The following is a 20,862-nucleotide window of genomic DNA, read 5'->3' as shown; positions in this document are numbered from 1 at the left end:
CCGTCACCCGCGCTGGGCTAGGAAGCTGACCTGCACTTCGTCGCCGACAGCAACCTCGGTCGTGTCCTCGTCGACGAGGACCAGGCAGTTCGCCTCGGCGAGGGAGGCGAGCAGGTGCGCGCCCGACAGGCCGAGCGGCTGGACGAGGTACTGGCCGTTGGTCTCGTCCCGCAGCAGCTGCCCGCGCAGGAAACCGCGGCGGCCCTTGGTCGAGGAGATCGGCGAGAGCAGGCGTGCCGTCACGATCCTGCGACGCGGGTTGCGCTTGCCCTGCGCGGCCCGGATCAGCGGGCGGACAACGACCTCGAAGACTACGAGCGCGCTCATCGGGTTGGCCGGCAGCACGAACGTGGGCACCGCGTCCTGGCCGAGCCTGCCGAACCCCTGCACCGAGCCGGGATGCATGGCGACCCGGGTCATGTCCACGTCACCCAGTTCGGCCAGCGCGGCACGGATCTCGTCCCCGGTGCTCCCGCCGACGCCGCCAGCCAGCACCACGATCTCCGAAAGCAGCAGGCGCGACTCGACGACCTCACGCACTTTGCGCTGGTCGGGGCTGACAATGCCGACCCTGGTGACCTCCGCGCCCGCGTCGCGCGCAGCGGCGGCGAGCGCGTACGAGTTCACGTCGTAGACCTGGCCCTGGCTGGGCGCCCGGTCGATGTCCACGAGTTCGTCACCGATCGCGATGATCGACACCCGGGGACGCGGGTAGACGAGCACCTTGGCGCGGCCGACTGCGGCGAGCAGGCCGACCTGCGCCGAACCGATGGTCGCGCCCCTGCGGACAGCGACGTCACCGGTCTGCACGTCCTCGCCGGTGCGGCGGACGTACGCCGCCGACGGCACGGGCTGGTTGACGGTCACGCGCGCGGGGTGCTCATCGGTGTAACCGAGCGGCACGACCGCGTCGGCCAACGTGGGCAACGGCGCGCCCGTGTCGACCCGGACGGCTTGGCCCGGCTGCAGCCTGCGCGGCTGCCGTGACCCGGCCGGGATCTCACCGACGACCGGGAGCACCACCGGCTCCCGGCCCGCCGACTGCACGTCGACGCTGCGCACCGCGTAGCCGTCCACCGCTGCCTGGTCGAAGCCAGGGAGGGCGTGTTCGGCGACGACCTCTTCGGCGCAGAGCAGTCCCTGTGCCTCGGAGATCGCCACACGCACGGGCGCCGGCCGCACCGCGGCGGCCAGTGCCCTGGCGAGCTGCTCGTCGACTGACCTCATCCACCCGACCTTCGTGTTAGTCCTTGACCCGATCGCGCAACCACGCACGCAGACCGGGCCCATACTCTGGGTCATCGAGTGCAAAGTCCACGGCGGCACGCAGAAAGCCACCAGGATTGCCCAGGTCGTGACGTCCACCGCGGTGCACGACCACGTGCACGGGGTGTCCTTCGGAGATCAGCAGCGCGATCGCGTCGGTCAGCTGCAGCTCGCCGCCCGCACCGGGCGTGATCCGCTTCAGCGCGTCGAAGATCGCCCGGTCGAGCAGGTAGCGACCGGCGGCGGCGAAGGTCGACGGTGCCTCGTCGGCCGGGGGCTTCTCGACCATGCCGCGCACGACCTTGACGTCGTCGTCGGCGGTGTCCTCGACGTCGAAGACGCCGTAGGCGGAGATCTGCTCACGCGGGATGTCGAACGCGCACAGGACGCTGCCACCGCGCTCGGCACGCACGTCGGCCATCCGCTTGAGCACGCCGGTCGGGAGCACCAGGTCGTCGGGCAGCAGCACGGCGACCGCGTCGTCGTCGCCGTCGAGGTTGGGTTCGGCGCACGCGACAGCGTGACCCAGGCCAAGCGCCTGCTCCTGGATCGCGGTCTCGACGTTCAGCAGCGCGGGCGCCCGGCGGACCTTCTCGAGCAGGGCGGACTTGCCGCGGGACTCGAGGGTCTTCTCGAGCTCCGGCTGGGGGCGGAAGTACTGGGCGACCGCGTCCTTGCCCGGTGAGGTGACGATCACCAGCCGGGACGCGCCCGCCTCCGCGGCCTCGGCGGCGACGAGTTCGATCCCCGGGGTGTCGACCACCGGCAGCAGTTCCTTGGGCACGGCCTTGGTGGTGGGCAGGAAACGCGTGCCAAGCCCTGCGGCGGGCACGATTGCTGTCTTGAATGCGAGCGACGGGCTCATGGATTGTGAGCCTAACCTCATGCCGTGACTGCTGTTCCCACCACCAAGGACGAATGGCGCAAACGCTTGCTGGCCGACCGCCGAACGGTGCCCGCGCACGTCCGCGCAGCCGAGGCCGCGGCGTTGTCGGCGAGCATCCTCGAACTGGTTGGCGCAGGCCAGACGGTGTGCGCCTACGTACCAGTCGGCACAGAGCCGGGCGCCAAGGGCGTATTGGACGAACTGGCGAGGAAACGAGTCCAGGTGCTGCTGCCGGTCGTGACAGGCCCGAGCCCGCTGGACTGGGCGGCCTACGACGGCACTTTGCAGCCAGGGCCGCACAAGCTGCTGCAACCGCCGGGAGAACGCCTGGGACCAGCGGCGATCGGAGCGGCGAGCGTGATCCTGATCCCGGCACTGGCGGTGGACAAAGCAGGAGTGCGACTCGGACGTGGCGCTGGTCACTATGACCGGTCATTGGTGTACGCGGCGGAAAGTGCTGCACTTGTCGGCGTAGTACGAGACCAGGAGTTCCTGGAGCGGTTGCCCGCTGACCGGCACGACGTGCGGATGACGGCGATCCTGACACCGGCTGGAGGCGTGGTCGAGGCCACAAACCCTTAGCACTCTCCGTGGTAGACTGCTAGACGCGAGAGTCGCGGTCCCAAAAGGAGAGAAGTCCGTGCCGACCTACCAGTACGCGTGCACCGTGTGCGATCACCGGTTCGAGCAGGTCCAGGCCTTCACAGACCCTTCGCTGACCGTGTGCCCCGAATGCTCGGGAAAGCTGCGGAAGCTGTACGGCTCGGTGGGCGTGGTGTTCAAGGGCAGCGGCTTCTACCGCACCGACAGCCGCTCGAACAGCACGAGCACCAGCGGCACGAGCTCGGAGAAGAGTTCGGACAAGAGCACGGCGAAGGCTGAGAGCTCGTCGTCCTCGACCTCTTCGTCCTCGAGCAGCGGCACGAAGTCGGAGTCGTCCAGCTCGAGCTCCAGCTCCGGCAGCGCCCCGGCGGCCAAGGCTTCCTGACAGCCGGAAACTTCACTGATGCCCTGAACCTTCATGGTCCAGGGCATCAGTTTTTGGTGCTGCACACCGCTTGCCGGAGCCATTCCCACACGGCACACCCGGAATGACGGCAACGATCCGGTGGATGTCGGCGCCAGGCTGCGCAATGTTCGCCGGACGTCGTTCTGACAGCGAATCGGCGTGCTCAAACCGTTGCCCAGCCCGACTTCGGGCACCTGCGTCGACCGGTGACGGCGCTCCCGCCTGCGCTCTGCGAACCTACTTGCCAAGCGGAACGTTGCTCCATATATTTGGAACAGCGCTCCGTTTAGGGGTGTGTTCGGACGACAAGAAGGCTGCACATGTCCGCGTCCCCCACGGTGTCCCCGAGCGCCGTTCCTCTTCTGACGACACCGATCGTCAGTGTGAAGCCGGTTGTCCTGCCTTCGCCCGAGCGGGGTGACGATCTGCAGGTGCGCGTGTCGGCACCGGCTTCCGGCGCCGGCCTCCCGGTCCTCGTCCTTGCCCATGGCTTCGGCAAGTCGATGTCCTCTTATGACCCGCTGGTCGATTTCTGGGCAGGCAACGGCTTCGTCGTCGTCCAGCCCACGTTCCTCGACTCGCGGACGCTCGGCGTCACTCCCGCGGATCCCAGGTACCCGGATATTTGGCAGATCCGTGTCCAGGACGTGCAACGGGTACTCGATGAGCTCGACTACGTCCTCGATGCGATCCCCGGACTCAGTGCCCGCGTCGATCGCGATCGCATCGCCGTCGCCGGACACTCCTGGGGCGGACAGACAGTCGGCATGCTGCTCGGTGCGCGGGTCCTCGGCGAAGACGGGTTGCCTGGGCCCGACAAGACTGACGCTCGGGTCCAAGCCGGTGTGCTGCTCGCGACGACCGGCGTCAGTGGCGATGACCTGACGCCGTTCGCCAAGGAGAACTTCGCCTTCATGCACCCGGACTTCGACGGCTTGACCACGCCCACTCTTGTGGTCGCGGGTGACCACGACCAGTCCGCGCTCTCGACTCGTGGCCCCGATTGGTTCACTGACGCGTACCGCCTCAGCCCCGGCGCCCGCAGCCTGCTCACCCTGTTCGGCGCTGAGCACTTGCTCGGCGGAATCCACGCCTACGACGCCAAGGACACCACCGACGAGAGCCCCGAGCGTGTCGCGTTGATCCGGTGGGCTTGCTGGGCTTACCTCCGCAGCGCGCTCGGGATCGACGACATCGCTTGGAAGCAGGTCCAAACCGAACTCGCGGAAACCGCCGACCCGATCGGGCGTATCGACAACAAGTAGACGCGATCAGTGTTTGGTCGGCAACTCCGGCGAGGCACGGTCGCACTACTTGGGCTCAGATGTTGTGCCCTGGCTGTTTCATGGTGAATTGCGACCAACTTGGCGCCACGGCGTTTGTTTTTTCGGTCGGGTCAAGCCTGCGGCGGTTGTCTCGGCGCGAATTTCTGAGCGTGTGTCCCGGATCGTTCAACGAGTCCGGCCCCTGGATGGGTGAGAGTTCGTGGCTGCTGTGTGGTGCGTTCCCGGTCGGGGCGATGGGGGCGTCCAGGTTGTCGCAGCCGGGTGTTCACGGCCCCGCCGACAAGGTGGTCCGTGAGCAATCGGCCCATCAAGTTCAGGGGCGCACCGAAACTGGGAGTCCGAACGCTGGCAACCACTATTGACCGGCGGATGCCGTCCTGGGCTGTTGCCTTCGGCAGGGTATGCCGCGCTGGCGTCGAGCGCATCGGTTCCTACGGGTCTGCCCTGGCACGTCACCTTGGCCCAGTGGGTATCGCGGTGATGGAGGTGAACCAACCCGACAGGATCCACCATCGCCGCGGCAAGGCCGACGTCGGCGACGCTGGAGCCGCAGCCAGGGCGGTGCTGTCCGGTCGCGCCACCACGACCGCGAAGACCACCCACGGCCTCGTGGAGATGGTCCACATGTTCAAGCCAGTCAAGGCATCTGCGACCACATCACGCACCCCGCGATCAACCGACCCAAGGCCGTCCCCGCCTCTGCCCACCCTCACGTTGCGGGATGCGTTGCCCGGGCTGAACACTCCCACACCCACTGCCCGCCGCGCCGAACTCGATCATTCCCCGCTGCACCGCGCTCGATGCCGACGCGCCGATCGATCTTCTGCCGACCTCGACTCACACGCTTCGCCTACCCGCCCGCCGCATCCGCGAGCCGACTGTCGAGATCGACGATCTCAACAAACCGGGTCGGCATCGTGCTCGAAGCGCACGTTCCCGAACTGCTGCGACGACCCGGAGCCGGTCCGGACACCGCCGCCGCGCTCATCATCACCACGGGAGACAACCCTGACCGTGCGCACAGCGAGGCCTCGTTCGCCGCACTATGCGGAGCCAGCCCGATCGAGGCGTCCCCGGGCAAGGTCCACCGTCGTCGGACTCAACCGCAGCGGCGACCGCCAAGTCAACGCCGCCCGCTATCGCATCGCCCTGTCACGCCCGCCCTGTCACGCCCGCCCTGTCACGCCCGCCCTGTCACGCCCGCGCTGGGCACACGCACACAGGGCGACCTCGCACGCCGCCCGAATCAGGGCAAGACCCGCCGCGAAGCCATCCGCTGCCTCAAGCGCTCCATCGCCCATGAGATCTACTCGCTCATCAGCAGCCCCAGCAACACACCTACGGCCCCACCACATGCCGCTCGACATCCATAAGGCATCAAACCGCTTCGACCTGCCAACAGCTTCGGCGCGGATGCGATGCGGTGACTCCAGGGGCCGCGGCCCGGTGATCGATTCGCCAGCCATCGCACGGCGGCTGCTGGCGGCCAGTTCGCCGATCAGCGCCGCCTTCCACTCCAAGCCATGATCGACCCGGCCACACTCCCCCGTCCGGCTTTGAAGGCAGGCGCTGGCCCGCCGCCCAGATCGCCCGAGCGGTTCGGCGGTTCGCAGGCCACCACCTACACGTGGATCAACCGGTACCGCATCCAAGGCCTGGCGGGCCCCGGGACCGTTCCTCGCGCCTGCGCACCACCTCAACCTGTGTCTCGGTGGACAGCGAGCATTGGATCGTGGCCCTGCGCCGAGGCACCGCTGGGCCGGGCCACGCGCTGGGCACACCTGCATCCATCCGCAGTGGGATGTCCAGGCCGCGGTGAACCGCGCCTGCTGTGCCTCGGCATGCCCATGAGCCGGTTCGGAGTCAACGCCTTCCTCTCCGCCTCAGGACTGGCTACCTTCCTGCGCGTTCCTGGTCTCGTCGCGCGGCTGTCCAAGGAGGTCTGGGGCGGCCATTGGCAGCTCCCGACAGCCCAGAACTTCGTGCCTGTCAGGCCACGGCCGACAACGTCACGTGTGTGCGTTGCTTCGGTGAGCGCAGGGGTTGGGCGTTGCTTCGGTGTTGGGTGGGTGGCAGCTCGGCGGCGCGACCTTTGGTCTTGGCCGTGCTCGCCGGGCTGCTGGCCGTGGTCTGCCTCTTTTCTCAGAAGCGCTGGTCTGGTGCTTGGCCGGGCCGGGACTGCTGCGCTGGCCCCTGCTGGGAGCCTTGCCGGGTTTGGAGGAGGTCACGGATCTCCATCAGGACCTCGACCTGGGTCGGCTCCGACGGGCCGGGCTCCACGCCGCGCTTGCGCCGCTCCTGGATCTTCTTCATCGGCATGACCAGTGCGAAGTAGACCACCGCCGCGATCAGGACGAAGTTGATGATCGCGGTGATCACCACCGCGAAGTCCAGTGTGGATTTCGCGTTGCCGTCGATGATCGTCCAGGACAGGCCGGACACGTTCGAGCCGCCGATCGACGCGATCAACGGGTTCAGGACGCCGTTCACCACAGCGGTGACCACTGCCGTGAACGCGGTACCCATGACCACCGCGACCGCCAGTTCCAGCACGTTCCCGCGCATGATGAAGTCTTTGAAACCCTTCAGCACGGCACTTCTCCTCACTCAGCCGAACAGAGATTCACCGGAGAGTAACGGTCACCTCCCTCGCCAGCGCGGACGCCGCCACGCGTGGTGCGACATCCCGAGGTAGCGCCATCACGACCAGCCGCCCCTGCTCGCGCTGGCGCCCCGACGCCTGCTCGACAGAGCGCACCATCACCACGGTCGCACCCGCCGCGAGCACGGTTTGGTCCGGCGCGACGATGTCCACGCGTGCTCCTGGCGACAGCAAGTCGGCCACTCCTTCGTCGGCCAGCCGGATCGGGACCGCGGTCGCGTCCGGCGATCCCGTGGTCAGCCTGGTGTTCTCCGGGCCGAGCAGCCGGACGGACGTGATCGGCTCGCCTGCCGACGCGGCACCGGTCAGCACCTGCCCGGCCGCGGCGGACACCTCGGCCAGAGCTCTTTTGGGAATCACGGCGGGTGGCGCCCTGACGAGCTTCAAGTCCGACGCTGCCAGCGTGGTGCCCGGGGCGAGGTCGCGGGCGGCGACCAGCATTCCCGCCTCCGCTGCCTGGTTGGGGCGCACCATCAGGAAGACGGCGATGGCGAGCAGGGCCGCCGCGATGATTCGGCGGATGGCGACCGTGCGGACCCAGCCTTTTGTTGTCAGTGCTTGGCGTAGTCGGTTCATGGGTCCAGCGTTCCGGTTTCCCCGGGGCTTGGGCAGTGGGTGGGTTGCGGGGTTGTGGACAGGTGGCTGGCTGTGGACAAGTTCGGGTTTTTCCGGTCGGGCCGGTTGACAGGTCCCCCTTGAGCGATCGCTCAAGACTGGTTAGTCTCTGTTTTGAGCGAATGCTCAAAACAGGGGTCCAGCCGACGCAGGGGAGGGACCGGCTGGACCTCCTGGGAGCCGCACGTCGACACGGCGGTGGCAGTCGCCATCCGGCGGGGATGACCGAGTCCGGGCTGCGCAGCCTGAACCACGGCGATCGGGACTCTTCCGGATGTGACCCCGTCCGTGCCCTCCGTTGCGGCCTCTGTGTGGCTATGCGGGAAGGGCGAGAGAATGAGGCGTGTCTGACACCCGGCGCAAGCTGATCGACGGAGCCATCGAGACCGTGCGCACCGCGGGCATCAACGGTGTCTCGGCCCGGTCGATCGCAGGGGCCGCCGGTGTGAACCAGGCGCTGGTTTTCTATCACTTCGGCAGCGTGCACGACCTGCTCGGCGCGGCCTGCCTGGTCCACGCCGAGGCGCTGGTCGCGCGGTTCCAGCCGGAGCTGGACGAGGTGAGCACGCTCAAGGAACTGCTCGCGGTCGGGCGCGACCTGCACGCCAAGCAGTCCGAGGCGGGCAACGTGACCGTCCTCGCGCAGATGCTGGCCGGTTCGCGCAACGACGAGTCCCTCGCCGAGTCGACCAGGGCGGCGTTGCGGCTGTGGATCGACGCGATCGAGCAGGTGCTGGTCCGCGTGCTGGCGGCGTCCCCGGCGAAGGACCTGGTCGACATCGGGGGCCTTGCCAGGGGGGTGTCGGCGGCGTTCATCGGCCTCGAACTCTACGAAGGCGTCGACCCGGACGGCGCGACGCAGGCGCTCGACGCCCTCGACCAGCTGGCCGTTCTCGTCGAAGTCGTCGATGAGCTCGGCCCGGTCGCGCGCCGTGCGTTCCGGGCGAAGGTCAGGCGCGTAGCGGATCGGTAGCGAACGCCTGCACGCCTTGGGCGAACCCCACTTCGGCCGTGTAGCCGAGAACCGCGCGTGCTCTGGCAGGCGAGGCGACCACGTGCCGGACGTCACCGGACCGCGCACCACCGACGATCTGCGGCAGAGGGCCGCCGTACGCCGCAGCGAGTTCATAAGCCAAGTCGCCGACGGTATGTGGCGTACCTGAGCACACGTTCACTGGTACGAAACCGGAAACGGAAGCTTCCAACGCCAACACATTGGCCGTGGCGACATCACGGACATGCACGAAGTCACGGCGCTGCTTGCCGTCTTCCAACACGGTTGGTGCTTCGCCGCGCTGCAGCGCGGAGCGAAACAGCGACGCGACACCCGCATACGGCGTGTCACGAGGCATCCGCGGCCCGTACACGTTGTGGTACCGCAACGCCCATACGCCCCCGCCAGTCTGGCGTGCCCACGCGGAGGCGAGGTGCTCCTGGGCGACCTTGGTGGCCGCGTAGGTGCTACGCGGGTCCAGCGGCGCATCCTCGTCGACCAGTTCCGGCATGAGCGAATCGCCACAAACAGGGCAAGCGGGCTCATAGCGACCGGCTTCGAGGTCCGCGGGCAGGCGGGGATCGGGGCGTACGTCGCCGTGGAACGTGCATACGTATTGCCCCTCGCCGTACACGACCATCGAGGAAGCGAGCACGAGCTTGCGGACACCGGCCGAGTGCATGGCGGCGAGCAGAACAGCCGTTCCGTGGTCGTTGTTGCGTGCGTAGAGCGGCGCGTCCGACGGGTCGAGACCGTGCCCTACGACAGCCGCCTGGTGGCACACGGCGTCCACACCGCGCAGCAACCGCGTCACCAGCTCAAGGTCTTGCACGTCACCGCGCACGATGCCGGACGTCCACTCTGGAACACCCGAGTGCGCTTGCGGCAACAAGTTGTCGAGAACAACCACGTCGTGCCCGCGCCCAGTCAGCGAATCGGCGATATGGGACCCGATGAACCCGGCTCCGCCGGTAAGCAGTACACGCATATGAGCAACGCTATGGCCGTTATCACCCCGACACCGCCCTCGCGGGCCAGACGTCATAGAACGGTCAGATCCGGATGCCGATATCTTTAGGCTCATGGAACGCAGCGCGCAGCGGCTGGGCAGGGCTCTCATCGTCGTCGTCGACGACCGGATCGCGCACGGTGAGAACGAGGACTCACCGGGTCCACTGGTGACCGAACTCCTGGAAGAAGCCGGTTTCATCGTCGACGGGACGGTCGCGGTCGCCGGCGAGGTCGTCGACATCCGCAACGCGTTGAACACCGCCGTGATCGGTGGCGTCGACCTCGTGGTGACGGTCGGTGGCACGGGTCTGCTGCCGCGTGACGTCACACCGGACGCCACTCAGGGCGTGCTGGACAAGCGAATCCCCGGGATCGCTGAGGCGCTGCGCTCGTCCGGGCTGGCAGCCGGTGCCGTGGACGCGGGTATCTCGCGTGGCCTGGTCGGCGTGTCGGGCAGCACCCTCGTGGTGAACCTGGCCGGTTCGCGTGCCGCGGTCCGCGACGGCATGGCGACGCTGTCCTCGCTGGTCCCGTACGTGATCGGGGAGCTGTCGGGATGGGACGGGAACTGACCCCGCAGGAGCGCCGCCGCAAGATCGACGAGATCTTCGGCGACGTCATGCCGGACACGACCAAGGACGAGCGCGAGCCGGACGCCGGCGACAAGCGGGACGACGACTGGTACTTGCGCAACAAGCCGCCGCACCACGACTAGGGCCTGTATCGACGTCTCCGTTCGATGAGGCGGGACTTTGACAGAGGCCCTAAACGGCCAGCGGCAGGCGGACTTCGAAGCGGCATCCGGGGCCGTGGTTGTGCGCGGTGATCCGGCCCCGGTGCGCCTCCACCAGGCCTTTCGTGATGGCCAGGCCCAGGCCGGCGCCGACCGGCTCGTCCCCGCGCGGCGCCGGTGTCCGCGCCGAACTGCCTCGGAAGGCCACGTCGAACACCCGCCCGAGTTCCTGTTCGGGAATTCCGCCGCACGCGTCGTCCACCGCCAGGACGGCGCTCGTGCCATCGACGCCGAGTTGCACGGCGACGGTCCCATCCGGTGGTGTGTGCCTGATCGCGTTCGACACCAGGTTGCGCACGATCCGGGCCAGTTCGGGGTCGCTGCCCAGCACAACCGGCCATTCGCGGGCGTCGGCGACCAGCCGGACCCGTTTGCGCTCGGCGACCGGTTGCTGACCGGCCAGTGTGTCGCTGACCACGTCCTGCAGCGCCACCTCGGACAGCGTGAGCTCCAGCGCCCCCGCGGTGATCCTGGACAGCTCGAACAGGTCGTCGACCATGCCGGACAGCCTGCGCGTCTCGCCGCCGATCCGGTTGGCGTACTCGGCGACCTCACGCGGCTCGGCCACGACGCCGTCCGCGAGCGCCTCAGCCATCGCCTGGATCCCGGCGAGCGGTGTCCGCAGGTCATGGCTTATCCACGCCACCAGCTCGCGCCGGGACGCCTCGGCCGCACGTTCCCGCTCGCGCGCCTCCCGCTCCCACACGCTTCGGGCCGCGATCATCCGCCCCAGCAGGATGGCCGCCGGTAACGTCACGACCACGACCAACAGGCACACCAGCAGCATGGTGGTGAGGGTCGTGTTGAACATGAACCCGCTGACACCGAGCACGCCCACCACGACCGCAGCCACCGGGATGAGCACGAGCACGGTCAGGTTCGTCGCGAGACGCCCTTTGCGCAGCAGGTACAACGCGAGAACACCGACGGCCGTGACGGGCACGGTGAACGCGAGCGCGACCGGCAGGATGTGCAGCGCGTGCTCGACCATCGCACTGAACGGCTCGGACGGGTCGATCACGCTAGGCGCGGTCATAGCGGTACCCCACTCCCCACACCGTCGCGATCCGGACCGGCTTCGCCGGGTTCGCCTCGATCTTCTCCCGCAACCGTCGCACGTGGACGGTCACAGTGGACTGGTCGCCGAAGTCCCACCCCCACACCCTGGCCAGCAGCTCGACGCGGGAGAACGCCGTGCCCGCGTTGGTGAGCAGGAACACCAGCAGGTCGAACTCCCTCGTGGTCAGCGACAGTTCGGTACCGCGCAGTACCGCCTGGCGCGCGCCGAGGGCCAGCGTCAGGTCCCCGTCGGTCACGACCTGGTTCGCGGGCGCGGCTGGCACGGCGCGGGCGCGCCGCAGCACAGAGCCGACCCGCAGCGCCAGTTCCCTGGGGCTGAACGGTTTCGTGACGTAGTCGTCCGCGCCGAGCCGCAGTCCGGCGATCCGGTTCTCCTCCTCGCCCAGCGCGGTCAGCATCACGACCGGCACCGCACTGCGCTGCCGGATCCGGCGGCACACTTCGAGGCCGTCGATGCCCGGCAGCATCAGGTCGAGCACGATCAGGTCGGGCTCGGACCGCGCGACCAGGTCGAGCGCGTGCTCGCCGTCCCCGGCGAGGGTCACCTCGTGCCCGGCCAGCTCCAGGTAGCGCCGGACGACGTCGCGGACCGTCTCGTCGTCGTCGACCACCAGTACGTGGCCCTGTTCGCTCATCGTCCTCACCAGTTCGTCAGGAGCAAGTGGTTCACCATAAGGGCGGTCACGGCCTGGGCCGCCAGCCACCACCTCGGGCGTGGCAGGAACCCGGCCGCGGGCACCAGCCAGACGGCGAACGGCAACCAGATCCGTTCGACCTCCGATTTGGACAACCCTGAGACGTCCGCCAGCACGATCACCGCGATCGCGGCCGTGACCAACGGCAATCTCCAGGCGCGCGGCAGCCCGGCGGCCACCGCGGGCCCGATGACCAGCGTGAGGCTCGCCAAGTTCGCCCACACCCAATACCAGTACGGCCGGTCGTTCGCGATGCCCTGGTAGTACCGCTCGACGACCAGGTGATAGCCGTCGAACCACCAGAACCCCGCCCACGCGAACGCCACCACGACAACGCAGGCCGCGAGCACAGCCAAGCCCAGAGTCCGCCAGCTCCGGGACCTCGCCAGGCACGCCACCAACGCCATCACAGCGATTAAAGCAAGCCCGTACGACAAAAACGCGCCGAAGCCGAGCAGCACGCCACCGACCAGCGCAGATGCCGTCGTCCGAAGCGCGAGCAAGGCGATCCCGCAAGCCGTGACACCGGTGAACAGCGCATCGGCGGAGACCCCCATCCACACCGCGCCCGGGAACAACGCGATGAACGGCAACGTCGCACGCGCCAAACCGGGCTTCCCAAGCGCGGCAACGGAAACCGGAACAGCAACCGCCGTGAGGGCGCCGACGGGAACACACAGCATCGCGGCCCAGCCACCGCCGGACAGACCCAGCCGGTCCAGCCACACGAACACGAGTGTGGCTCCGGGCGGATGGCCTGCCACGTGCGTGATCAGCGAATCCGGCTGGAAATCCAGGATTCGCGCGGTGAACGTCCGCAGGAACACGCCGATGTCGGTGATCGCGGGCACCGCGCTGAGGTATTCGTCCTGACTGGTGAGTTGCCCGGCGACGCCGCGGTGCCAGCCGTCGATCAACGCGAGCGACAGGATCCAGCCCGCGCTGGTCACGTACGCGAGCAACAGCGCTGTACGCCAACGCAGCCGGGAAGCCAGGCCAGGACCCCAAGCCACGACTGCGATCGCGATGATGATCGACAGGGGCGTGCCGATGCCGACGTGCGGCAGCCACTCACCGAGGACGGGCCATTCGCCGAACGTGTCCGGCGCCCCTGGGAAGTGTTCGCTGCCGTGCAACCGGATGCCGAAACCGAATCCGACCGCGACGGCGGCGGCAAGCAGGGCGAGCGCGACCACATCGCCGCGAGTTCTGACAGCGCGGGACACAACCCGAACCGTAGTGCCCCAGCAGCTCGCCGACCACGTGGAACCGAATGCCGTCACAACTCCGTAAGAAGTGGCCAGGCGTCACAATTCGGTAAGCGCCACAACGGGTCCACGGATATCCAAGGTGGACTTTACTTCCGGGTCATGGACGTGATCGATGTCGTGCTGCCGTGCCTGGACGAGGCGGCGGCGCTCCCGGAAGTGCTCGGCGCGATGCCCGTCGGATATCGGGTGATCGTGGTGGACAACGGGTCGGCCGACGGCTCACCGGATGTCGCCGCCGCCTTGGGGGCCGAGGTGGTCCACGAGCCCCGCACGGGATACGGCGCCGCAGTCCACACAGGACTGGAAGTAGCCACGTCGGATCTGGTGTGCTTCATGGACGCCGACGCCTCGCTGGATCCACGGGATCTGCCGCGCCTGGTGGACAGCGTTCGCGCGGGCGCCGACCTGGCCGTTGCCCGGCGCGTCCCCGCGAGCAAGGACGTGTGGCCATGGCACGCCAGATTCGGCAATGCCGTGCTCGCAGCGCTGCTCAGAAGCCGAGGTCTGCCGGTTCGGGACATCGCGCCGATGCGCGTCGCCCGTCGCGCCGACCTGCTCGCCCTCGGCATCACGGACCGGGCTTTCGGCTATCCACTGGAACTGTTGCTGCGTGCCAGCAGGAACGGTTGGCGCGTTGCGGAGCACGACGTGACGTATCGAGCGCGTGCGGCTGGGACGAAGTCCAAGGTGTCCGGCTCGGTCAAGGGCACGCTGCGCGCTGTCCGTGACATGGCGGGGGTGCTGCGATGACGTCCTTGCTCGTGATGGCCAAGGCGCCGGTCGCGGGCCTGGCCAAGACGAGACTCTGCCCGCCCGCCACGCCCGTTGAGGCCGCCGACATCGCGGCGGCGGCGTTGCTGGACACGTTGGACGCCGTCCTCGCGGTGCCCGAGGTGACGCCGGTCGTGGCGTTCACCGGCGACCTCCAGCAGGCGGCCAGGCGCACGGAACTGGCCGACGCTCTTGCCCGCACAACCGTGATCCCCCAACGCGGCAGCACATTCGCCGAGCGGCTGGCCAACGCGCACGCGGACGTCGCCGAACACGGACCGGTGGTGCAGATCGGGATGGACACGCCTCAGGTGACGGCTTCGTTGCTGACGAGCGCGATCACCCGGCTGGATGAGCTGGACGCCGTGCTGGGGCACGCTTGCGACGGCGGTTGGTGGGCGCTCGGATTGCGTGATCCGCTGGACGCGGGCGTGTTGCGAGACCTCCCGATGTCACAGGCGGACACCGGCAGGAAGACGTGGCTGGCGCTGCGGCACCTGCGGATCGGCCACCTCCCCGTTCTGTCCGATGTGGACACGATGGCGGACGCGAGGAAAGTCGCGGGCCAGACGAGCGGCCGGTTCACCGCGGCGGTGACGGCCCGATGAGCGACTTCGACGTGGCCTTGAAAGGCGCGGAATGCTGGCTGGAACTGGCCGATGGCGGTCGCGTGACGCTGCAGGCACAGCGATGGCGTGCCACCGAACCGAGCGACGAGGTGCTGCTCGCCCACTGCACCGGGCCGACGCTGGACATCGGCTGCGGTCCTGGCCGTCTGACGAGCGCGTTGACCTCTCGGGGAGTGCCCGTCCTCGGAGTGGACGTCTCGCCGGTGGCCGTCGCGCTCACCTTGGCGCGTGGCGCGATCGCGGTGCGACGGAACGTGTTCGACCCATTGCCCGGTGAAGGGCGCTGGCAGAGCGTGTTGCTGGCGGACGGGAACATCGGAATCGGCGGTGATCCCGTGGCGTTGCTGCGCCGAATCCGGCGGTTGATCTCCCAGTCGGGCAGGGTGCTGGCGGAGCTGGAGCCGCCGGGCGCGGGTTTCCGGCGTCAACCGGTCCGTGTCAACGGTTCGGGCACGTGGTTCCCGTGGGCGTGGGTCGGCGCGGACGCGGTGGCGCCGACTGCGCGCCAGGCCGGGTTCACGGCGAGGTGGATCGCCGAAGCCGGCGACCGGTGGTTCACGGAACTGGTGCCGCGATGAGGTTCCGCAGCGCGGCACACCACGAGAAGGCCACGTCCCGGATCGGTCTGTGGCTGGGGATCGCGTTCCTGACGTGCTTCGTCACCGGGCTGATCAGTCACGCGATCCAGCACCCGCCGTCGTGGTTCTTCTGGCCGTCGCGCCCGGTGAACCTTTATCGCGTGACGCAGGGCGTGCACGTGATCTCCGGGGTGGCGGCGATTCCGTTGCTGCCGGCGAAGCTGTGGTCGGTTTACCCGAAGCTGTTCGAGCGCCCGCTGGTGAAGTCGGTGCCGCACGCGCTGGAACGCGGCTCGATCCTGGTGCTGTCCGGTGCGGCGTTCTTCGAGCTGGCGACCGGGATTCTCAACGTCGGCCAGAACTACCTGTGGAGCTTCTATTTCCCCGACGCGCACCACGCGGTCGCCTGGGTCGCCGTGGGTTCGATCCTCGTGCACATCGCGGTGAAGCTGCCGTCCGTTCGCCGTGACCCGTTGCCTGACCCGTCCCGGCGGGCGTTCCTTCGTACGACGTGGCTGGCCTCAGGTGTGGCGGTCGTGGCCACAGCGGGCGTGACTGTGCCGTTCCTCAGGGACGTGTCGCTGCTGGCGTGGCGTTCGGGCAGGGGCCTGCCCGTGAACCGCACGGCAGCGGCAGCCGGTGTCACCCGGGATCCTTCGTGGACGTTGGAAGTCGCCGGGAAGCACTTCACCTTGGCGCAGCTCAACATGATGCCGCAGACCACGGCCGAGCTGCCGATCGCGTGCGTCGAGGGCTGGAGCCAGTCGGCCTCGTGGACAGGTGTGCCAGTCGCCGACTTGTTGACAGCGGCCGGTGCCCGCCCTGGTGAGGCCGTGCGGGTGCATTCGATGGAACGCGAAGGCCTGTACCGCACGAGCACCTTGCCCGGTGAGCACACGAGCGATCCGTTGACACTGCTTGCCTTGCGGTGCGACGGCGAGGTCCTGGACCTCGATCACGGTTACCCGTGCCGGATCATCGCCCCGAGCCGCCCAGGCGTGTCGCAGACCAAGTGGGTCAACCGGCTGGAGGTCTTGTGAAGACACGGCTTCTGCTCGGCGCGGTCGGGGTGGCGCTGATGGCTCGGGGTGCGTTGCTGGCTTGGGAAGTGCCGCAGATCGTCGAGTTCGGCGCGTGGTTCCTGGCCGGTCCGGTCCTGCACGACCTGGTGCTCGCGCCGGTCGTGGGTCTGCTCGGCCTGGTGTTGAAGGGACCGGTGAAGACAGGTGCGGTGGTGTCCGGGATTCTCGTGCTGATCGCGGTTCCGCTGCTGTGGCAACCGCAGGTCCCCGTCAATCCCGGCTTGCACGACCGGAACTACTGGCTCGGTCTCGCTGTCAGCTTGGGCGTGGTGTGGTCGTTCGTGCTGGCGAGCGTGGTGTGGCGCAGAAGAACGCCTGAGCCGCACGGCGACGGATGAGGGGGTACCCGTCGCGTGCGGCTCGGCATCTGACCGGCTCCGGGGCAGTGAGCCGGGGGCCGATCTCCCCGAGAAATCGGCGGTTTCCGGCCCACCCGACAGGGCCGGAGCTGTGGTGGGGTCACGACCGGAGAGGTTCCCTGCCGTACCTCCGGTCGTGACCACCGGTGTCTCCTCGCGAGGCCCTGGCTTGCCCTGCATCAAGCCGGGCCTCAGCGGAGGAGAGCTGGTCTCGGCCGCCTGCAACGGCCGAGCGTTCCTGCCTAGTTCGTCGGGACTGTCTGACCGCCCAGGGTGACAGTCACCGTTCGCGTTCCGTTGCCGATGGTCAAGGTCACCTTGTCGCCCGGTGCTTTCGAGCGCACCGCCGCGACCAGAGCGTCCGACGTGTCGATCCGGCGGTCGTCCAGCTTGGTCACCACGTCACCCGCGGCGAGCCCGGCTGCCTGGGCCGCTCCGCCCGCCGTGACCTCGCTGACCTTCGCGCCCACACCGGACTGGTCGGTCTGCACCTTCACACCGAGCACGGTCTGGGTCGCTTTGCCGGTTTTCACGATCTCGTCCGCTGTCCTGCGGGCCTGGTCGATCGGGATCGCGAAGCCGATGCCCACCGACCCGCCCTGCTGGCGGCTCGAGGTTCCCGGGCTGTAGATCGCCGAGTTGATGCCGACGACCTGGCCTGCCATGTTCACCAGCGGCCCGCCGGAGTTGCCCGGGTTGATCGCGGCGTCGGTCTGGATCGCGTCCATCACCGTCGCCTCCGAGCCGTTGTCGCCGCCCGCTCTCGTGGGCCGGTGCAGCGAGCTGACGATCCCGGACGTCACCGTGCCGGACAGCTCGAACGGCGAACCGATCGCCACGACGGCCTGGCCGACCTTCAGGTTCTCGGAACTGCCGAGCGTGACCGGTGTCTTGCCGGACACGCCCTTGGACTGCACGACCGCCAGGTCGGAGGACGGGTCACGGCCGATGACCGTGGCGTCCGCGACCTGCCCGTCCTGGTACACGACCTTGAGGCTGCCGCCGTCGGCCGCTTGCTCGATCACGTGGTTGTTCGTGACGATCAGGCCGTCCTGGCGGATCACGAAACCGGAGCCCTCACCGTTTTGCGTGCGCAGCTGGACCACGCTCGGCAGCAGCTTGTTCGCGACGGCCTCGATCGTGCCGTCCGGCGCGTTGGACGCTGCCTGCGACGCGGGCTTCGGCAGGTCCAGCGACGAAGGCGCGGTCGCGGCGTTGTGGTCGGCGACCAGGTAGCCACCGAAGGCACCCGCGCCGCCACCGACGAGCAGAGCGAGCACCGCGACCCCGGCCACCAGGCCACCCGCACGCCGTGGCGGCGGTGGTGATGACGGCGGTGGCGGCGTCGGATATGTCTGTGTTGTGGCCGGCGGGACGTACACGCCCGGCTGGCCCTGACCGGACACCGCGGACCCGAACAGCACCTGCTGCTGCTCGTGCCCGGGCAGCTGGGCTGTCTGGTGGACGGCCCACTGCTCAGCCTCCGGCTGAGCCTGCTCCGGCTCCGGCTGCGCGGCCGGTCCCTGAGCCTGGTCCTGCCGAGCCGATTCCTGCCGAGCCGATTCCTGCCGAGCCGATTCCTGCCGAGCCGATTCCTGCTGAGCCGATTCCTGCTGGGCCGGATCCCGCGGGCGCCAGTACGCGTCCTGCGGATCCTGCCGCGGCTCCTGCGGGCCGGGGGTGTTCTCGGTCATGCACCCAGCTTGCCGTCATCTCCTGAGAACCGCCTGAGATGAACCTAGGACTTGTCCGCACTTTCTCACGAAGCGTTCCTGAGCCGCTCGGCCACAGCTTCGGGAGTCGCGTCGTTGATCCACACGGCCATGCCCGACTCGGACCCGGCGAGGTACTTCAGCTTGTCCTTGGTCCGCAGCACCGAGAACACTTCGAGGTGCAGCCACGCCAGGTCACGGCCTTCGCGCACCGGCGCCTGGTGCCATGCCGCTATGTAGGGAAGCGGCCGGTCGTAGAGCGAATCCAGGTGCTTGAGCACGCGGGCGTACAGGCTGGCGAAGTCGTCGCGTTCGGCGCCGGTCAACGCGGGCAGGTCGGGGACCTGCCGGTGCGGCACGACGTGCACTTCGACCGGCCAGCGCGCGGCAGCGGGCACGAACGCCGTCCAGTGCTCGGACGTCTCGATCACCCTCGTCCCGGCGGCGCGCTCGGCGGCGAGCACGTCGGCCATCACCGGACGGCCGTGTTTGTCCAGGTGGGAAGACGCGACCTCGAGCATCCGCTCGGTGCGCGGGGTGATGAAGGGGTAACCGTAGATCTGGCCGTGCGGGTGGCTCAGCGTCACCCCGATCTCCTCGCCGCGGTTCTCGAACGGGAAGACCTGCGCCACGTACGGCAGCGCCGACATCGCCTCGGTCCGGTCGGCCCACACGTCCACGACCGTCCTGATCCGCGGCACGCTGAGCTCGCCGAACGAGCTGGTGTGGTCGGAGGTGAAGCACACCACCTCGCAGCGGCCGTTGCCCGGCGCGCGTGGCACCAGGTCCGTGCCTTCCACAGTGGACTGCGCGGAACCGTTGCCCATGTGCGAGAACGACGGGAAGCGGTTCTCGAACACGACCACGTCGTAGCTGGCTTCCGGGATCTCGGTCGGCCGTCCCGGCAGGCTCGGGCACAGCGGGCACGTCTCGACCGGCGGCTTGTACGTCCGCGTCTGCCGGTGCGCGGCCATCGCGACCCACTCGTCGGTCAACGGGTCGCGGCGGATCTCCGACACCGGCTGGAACGGCGGCAGGTCTCTGGTGTCGGTCGCGGTGCGGTCCGGCGCGTCCGGTGTGTCGTCGAAATACACGATCTCCCGGCCGTCGGCCAGCCGGGCCGTGGTGCGCCTCACGCGGTTTCCCCTCCGGTGTCGGACATCCCGTCCTCGTCGACGTCGGCGATCAGCAGTTCGCCGACGCGCTCGGCCAGGAACTCCCGGCCTTCCTTGCTCAACCCGTCGTCGGTGACCAGCACGTCGGCGTCCTCCAGGTCGGCGATGGTCGAGATCCCGACGATCCCCCACTTGGTGTGGTCGGCCAGCACGACGAGTCGTCCCGCGGCCTCGACCAGCGCGCGGTTGGTCTCGCTCTCGTTCAGGTTCGGCGTCGTGAGACCAGGTCCCGCCGCCATTCCGTGCACACCGAGGAACACCATGTCCAAATGCAACGACCTCAGCGTGTGCACCGCAACCGGACCGACCAACGCGTCCGACGGCGTGCGCACGCCACCGGTCAGCACGACCGTCCGGTCCGAACGCCCGGTGCGTTGCAGGACGTCGGCGACGCGGATCGAGTTCGTGACCACGGTCAGGTCGGGCACGTCGTCGAGGTACCTGGCGAAGGTCCACGTGGTCGTGCCCGCCGACAGGCCGATCGCGGTTCCCGGTTTGACCAGGGTCGCGGCCAGCGCGGAGATGGCTTCCTTCTGTGGCAACTGCTGGACCGACTTGGCCTCGAAGCCCGGCTCGTCGGTGCTCCGCCCGACCACCGCGGTCGCACCGCCGTACACCTTCTCCACGAGGCCACGGCGGGACAGCACTTCGAGGTCGCGGCGCACGGTCATGTCCGACACGCCCAGCCGGTCGACCAGTTCGCTGACGCGGACCGCCCCTGTCTTCTTGACCTCTTCGAGGATCATCGCCTGCCGCTGCCGCGCGAGCACCGCACACCCCTTCCCGCCCGTGCCGGACGCCGTGAGCATAGGGGACAACACAACATACTCAAACATCCGACCCGACCGATGTTGTTGGGTCTTCGATCGCACCCCGACTACTGGTACATAACCGATTCTACCTGGCCAATGCTGACCCGGCGGGGTTAACAGGTCCGTAACGGGGCTTGACAGGACGTCGGACCAATACAAGATTGTGAGCACTCTTG

At 68.5% G+C, this 20,862-nt stretch carries 24 protein-coding genes; 13 read left to right on the top strand and 11 right to left on the bottom strand.

Annotated elements, in window-relative coordinates:
• Positions 1 to 3: 3 nt before the first annotated feature.
• Positions 4 to 1,227, bottom strand: a complete 1,224-nt coding sequence (gene glp / locus AOZ06_RS05560) for a molybdotransferase-like divisome protein Glp (protein ID WP_054288438.1) — start codon at positions 1,225 to 1,227, stop codon at positions 4 to 6.
• 16 nt (positions 1,228 to 1,243) lie between these two features.
• On the bottom strand, positions 1,244 to 2,131 hold the full coding sequence (locus AOZ06_RS05555; protein WP_054288437.1) for a UTP--glucose-1-phosphate uridylyltransferase: 888 nt from the start codon (positions 2,129 to 2,131) through the stop codon (positions 1,244 to 1,246).
• 24 nt (positions 2,132 to 2,155) lie between these two features.
• Between AOZ06_RS05555 and AOZ06_RS05550 the strand changes: the two genes are divergently transcribed.
• The 5 genes from AOZ06_RS05550 to AOZ06_RS55910 all read left to right on the top strand — a co-directional run bounded on the left by AOZ06_RS05550 (position 2,156) and on the right by AOZ06_RS55910 (position 5,974).
• Complete coding sequence (locus AOZ06_RS05550; RefSeq protein WP_054288436.1) at positions 2,156 to 2,734, top strand: 5-formyltetrahydrofolate cyclo-ligase; 579 nt, start codon at positions 2,156 to 2,158, stop codon at positions 2,732 to 2,734.
• 58 nt (positions 2,735 to 2,792) lie between these two features.
• Entirely contained in the window at positions 2,793 to 3,140 is a 348-nt protein-coding gene (locus AOZ06_RS61930) for an FmdB family zinc ribbon protein (RefSeq protein ID WP_083471534.1), read from the top strand.
• Between the two features lie 341 nt (positions 3,141 to 3,481).
• Positions 3,482 to 4,426, top strand: coding sequence for an alpha/beta hydrolase family protein (locus AOZ06_RS05540; protein WP_054288434.1), 945 nt, complete (start codon positions 3,482 to 3,484; stop codon positions 4,424 to 4,426).
• Positions 4,427 to 4,848: 422 nt separating this feature from the next.
• Positions 4,849 to 5,820, top strand: a complete 972-nt coding sequence (locus AOZ06_RS61925) for a transposase (protein ID WP_083471533.1) — start codon at positions 4,849 to 4,851, stop codon at positions 5,818 to 5,820.
• A complete protein-coding gene (locus AOZ06_RS55910) occupies positions 5,801 to 5,974 on the top strand; it encodes a hypothetical protein (protein WP_157232860.1) in 174 nt (57 codons plus the stop codon). Before AOZ06_RS61925 ends, AOZ06_RS55910 begins: the two co-directional genes overlap by 20 nt.
• Before the next feature lie 615 nt (positions 5,975 to 6,589).
• Here AOZ06_RS55910 and mscL read toward each other — a convergent pair.
• Both mscL and AOZ06_RS05530 read right to left on the bottom strand, forming a co-directional pair.
• Positions 6,590 to 7,039, bottom strand: coding sequence for a large conductance mechanosensitive channel protein MscL (mscL, locus tag AOZ06_RS05535; protein ID WP_054288433.1), 450 nt, complete (start codon positions 7,037 to 7,039; stop codon positions 6,590 to 6,592).
• Between the two features lie 31 nt (positions 7,040 to 7,070).
• The gene (locus AOZ06_RS05530) at positions 7,071 to 7,685 is read right to left on the bottom strand and encodes an SAF domain-containing protein (protein ID WP_054288432.1); all 615 of its coding nucleotides are present in this window, start codon (positions 7,683 to 7,685) and stop codon (positions 7,071 to 7,073) included.
• 382 nt (positions 7,686 to 8,067) lie between these two features.
• Here AOZ06_RS05530 and AOZ06_RS05525 point away from each other — a divergent pair, with 382 nt between their 5' ends.
• On the top strand, positions 8,068 to 8,697 hold the full coding sequence (locus AOZ06_RS05525; RefSeq protein ID WP_054288431.1) for a TetR/AcrR family transcriptional regulator: 630 nt from the start codon (positions 8,068 to 8,070) through the stop codon (positions 8,695 to 8,697).
• Here AOZ06_RS05525 and AOZ06_RS05520 read toward each other — a convergent pair.
• Complete coding sequence (locus AOZ06_RS05520; RefSeq protein WP_054288430.1) at positions 8,675 to 9,706, bottom strand: NAD-dependent epimerase/dehydratase family protein; 1,032 nt, start codon at positions 9,704 to 9,706, stop codon at positions 8,675 to 8,677. The two genes, AOZ06_RS05525 and AOZ06_RS05520, sit on opposite strands and share 23 nt — an antisense overlap.
• A 94-nt stretch (positions 9,707 to 9,800) precedes the next feature.
• Here AOZ06_RS05520 and AOZ06_RS05515 point away from each other — a divergent pair, with 94 nt between their 5' ends.
• Together AOZ06_RS05515 and AOZ06_RS57610 are read left to right on the top strand one after the other, a co-directional pair.
• On the top strand, positions 9,801 to 10,301 hold the full coding sequence (locus AOZ06_RS05515; RefSeq protein ID WP_033383400.1) for a MogA/MoaB family molybdenum cofactor biosynthesis protein: 501 nt from the start codon (positions 9,801 to 9,803) through the stop codon (positions 10,299 to 10,301).
• Positions 10,286 to 10,444, top strand: a complete 159-nt coding sequence (locus AOZ06_RS57610; RefSeq protein ID WP_169798867.1) for a hypothetical protein — start codon at positions 10,286 to 10,288, stop codon at positions 10,442 to 10,444. Before AOZ06_RS05515 ends, AOZ06_RS57610 begins: the two co-directional genes overlap by 16 nt.
• A 49-nt stretch (positions 10,445 to 10,493) precedes the next feature.
• On the opposite strand, the gene AOZ06_RS05510 is transcribed toward AOZ06_RS57610, so the two are convergent.
• Genes AOZ06_RS05510 through AOZ06_RS05500 form a run of 3 tightly spaced genes read right to left on the bottom strand, consistent with a single transcriptional unit; the run spans position 10,494 to position 13,523 of the window.
• Positions 10,494 to 11,558 (bottom strand): sensor histidine kinase, encoded by a 1,065-nt coding sequence (locus AOZ06_RS05510; protein ID WP_157232859.1) that lies wholly within the window; start codon positions 11,556 to 11,558, stop codon positions 10,494 to 10,496.
• A complete protein-coding gene (locus tag AOZ06_RS05505) occupies positions 11,545 to 12,237 on the bottom strand; it encodes a response regulator transcription factor (RefSeq protein WP_054288428.1) in 693 nt (230 codons plus the stop codon). The genes AOZ06_RS05510 and AOZ06_RS05505 overlap by 14 nt, the downstream gene beginning before the upstream one ends.
• A 5-nt stretch (positions 12,238 to 12,242) precedes the next feature.
• Positions 12,243 to 13,523, bottom strand: coding sequence for a hypothetical protein (locus AOZ06_RS05500; protein ID WP_157232858.1), 1,281 nt, complete (start codon positions 13,521 to 13,523; stop codon positions 12,243 to 12,245).
• 144 nt (positions 13,524 to 13,667) lie between these two features.
• Here AOZ06_RS05500 and AOZ06_RS05495 point away from each other — a divergent pair, with 144 nt between their 5' ends.
• The 5 genes from AOZ06_RS05495 to AOZ06_RS05475 are packed head-to-tail and all read left to right on the top strand — an operon-like array spanning position 13,668 to position 16,966.
• On the top strand, positions 13,668 to 14,318 hold the full coding sequence (locus tag AOZ06_RS05495; protein WP_054288426.1) for a glycosyltransferase family 2 protein: 651 nt from the start codon (positions 13,668 to 13,670) through the stop codon (positions 14,316 to 14,318).
• Entirely contained in the window at positions 14,315 to 14,947 is a 633-nt protein-coding gene (locus tag AOZ06_RS05490; protein WP_054288425.1) for a TIGR04282 family arsenosugar biosynthesis glycosyltransferase, read from the top strand. Before AOZ06_RS05495 ends, AOZ06_RS05490 begins: the two co-directional genes overlap by 4 nt.
• A complete protein-coding gene (locus AOZ06_RS05485; protein ID WP_054288424.1) occupies positions 14,944 to 15,546 on the top strand; it encodes a methyltransferase domain-containing protein in 603 nt (200 codons plus the stop codon). Before AOZ06_RS05490 ends, AOZ06_RS05485 begins: the two co-directional genes overlap by 4 nt.
• On the top strand, positions 15,543 to 16,586 hold the full coding sequence (locus AOZ06_RS05480; protein ID WP_054288423.1) for a molybdopterin-dependent oxidoreductase: 1,044 nt from the start codon (positions 15,543 to 15,545) through the stop codon (positions 16,584 to 16,586). The genes AOZ06_RS05485 and AOZ06_RS05480 overlap by 4 nt, the downstream gene beginning before the upstream one ends.
• On the top strand, positions 16,583 to 16,966 hold the full coding sequence (locus AOZ06_RS05475) for a hypothetical protein (protein ID WP_054288422.1): 384 nt from the start codon (positions 16,583 to 16,585) through the stop codon (positions 16,964 to 16,966). Before AOZ06_RS05480 ends, AOZ06_RS05475 begins: the two co-directional genes overlap by 4 nt.
• Positions 16,967 to 17,229: 263 nt before the next feature.
• On the opposite strand, the gene AOZ06_RS05470 is transcribed toward AOZ06_RS05475, so the two are convergent.
• The 3 genes from AOZ06_RS05470 to AOZ06_RS05460 form a co-directional block, all read right to left on the bottom strand.
• Positions 17,230 to 18,681, bottom strand: coding sequence for a S1C family serine protease (locus tag AOZ06_RS05470; RefSeq protein ID WP_054288421.1), 1,452 nt, complete (start codon positions 18,679 to 18,681; stop codon positions 17,230 to 17,232).
• A gap of 65 nt (positions 18,682 to 18,746) precedes the next feature.
• On the bottom strand, positions 18,747 to 19,835 hold the full coding sequence (gene galT, locus AOZ06_RS05465) for a galactose-1-phosphate uridylyltransferase (protein WP_054288420.1): 1,089 nt from the start codon (positions 19,833 to 19,835) through the stop codon (positions 18,747 to 18,749).
• Positions 19,832 to 20,644: a DeoR/GlpR family DNA-binding transcription regulator gene (locus tag AOZ06_RS05460; protein ID WP_157233746.1), complete on the bottom strand. Its 813-nt coding sequence runs from the start codon at positions 20,642 to 20,644 to the stop codon at positions 19,832 to 19,834. The genes galT and AOZ06_RS05460 overlap by 4 nt, the downstream gene beginning before the upstream one ends.
• Positions 20,645 to 20,862: the final 218 nt, after the last annotated feature.

Source organism: Kibdelosporangium phytohabitans, assembly GCF_001302585.1.
Taxonomy (GTDB): Bacteria; Actinomycetota; Actinomycetes; order Mycobacteriales; family Pseudonocardiaceae; genus Kibdelosporangium; species Kibdelosporangium phytohabitans.
Note: the sequence above shows the minus strand (reverse complement) of the source record. Positions and strands in the feature narration are given on the sequence as shown.

Coding starts and splice junctions, on each gene's coding strand:
- glp (WP_054288438.1), bottom strand. CDS start 1,227: ATGAGGTCAGTCGACGAGCAGCTCGCCAGGGCACTGGCCGCCGCGGTG.
- AOZ06_RS05555 (WP_054288437.1), bottom strand. CDS start 2,131: ATGAGCCCGTCGCTCGCATTCAAGACAGCAATCGTGCCCGCCGCAGGG.
- AOZ06_RS05540 (WP_054288434.1), top strand. CDS start 3,482: ATGTCCGCGTCCCCCACGGTGTCCCCGAGCGCCGTTCCTCTTCTGACG.
- AOZ06_RS61925 (WP_083471533.1), top strand. CDS start 4,849: ATGCCGCGCTGGCGTCGAGCGCATCGGTTCCTACGGGTCTGCCCTGGC.
- AOZ06_RS55910 (WP_157232860.1), top strand. CDS start 5,801: ATGCCGCTCGACATCCATAAGGCATCAAACCGCTTCGACCTGCCAACA.
- AOZ06_RS05530 (WP_054288432.1), bottom strand. CDS start 7,685: ATGAACCGACTACGCCAAGCACTGACAACAAAAGGCTGGGTCCGCACG.
- AOZ06_RS05520 (WP_054288430.1), bottom strand. CDS start 9,706: ATGCGTGTACTGCTTACCGGCGGAGCCGGGTTCATCGGGTCCCATATC.
- AOZ06_RS05515 (WP_033383400.1), top strand. CDS start 9,801: ATGGAACGCAGCGCGCAGCGGCTGGGCAGGGCTCTCATCGTCGTCGTC.
- AOZ06_RS57610 (WP_169798867.1), top strand. CDS start 10,286: ATGGGACGGGAACTGACCCCGCAGGAGCGCCGCCGCAAGATCGACGAG.
- AOZ06_RS05510 (WP_157232859.1), bottom strand. CDS start 11,558: ATGACCGCGCCTAGCGTGATCGACCCGTCCGAGCCGTTCAGTGCGATG.
- AOZ06_RS05505 (WP_054288428.1), bottom strand. CDS start 12,237: ATGAGCGAACAGGGCCACGTACTGGTGGTCGACGACGACGAGACGGTC.
- AOZ06_RS05495 (WP_054288426.1), top strand. CDS start 13,668: ATGGACGTGATCGATGTCGTGCTGCCGTGCCTGGACGAGGCGGCGGCG.
- AOZ06_RS05490 (WP_054288425.1), top strand. CDS start 14,315: ATGACGTCCTTGCTCGTGATGGCCAAGGCGCCGGTCGCGGGCCTGGCC.
- AOZ06_RS05485 (WP_054288424.1), top strand. CDS start 14,944: ATGAGCGACTTCGACGTGGCCTTGAAAGGCGCGGAATGCTGGCTGGAA.
- AOZ06_RS05480 (WP_054288423.1), top strand. CDS start 15,543: ATGAGGTTCCGCAGCGCGGCACACCACGAGAAGGCCACGTCCCGGATC.
- AOZ06_RS05470 (WP_054288421.1), bottom strand. CDS start 18,681: ATGACCGAGAACACCCCCGGCCCGCAGGAGCCGCGGCAGGATCCGCAG.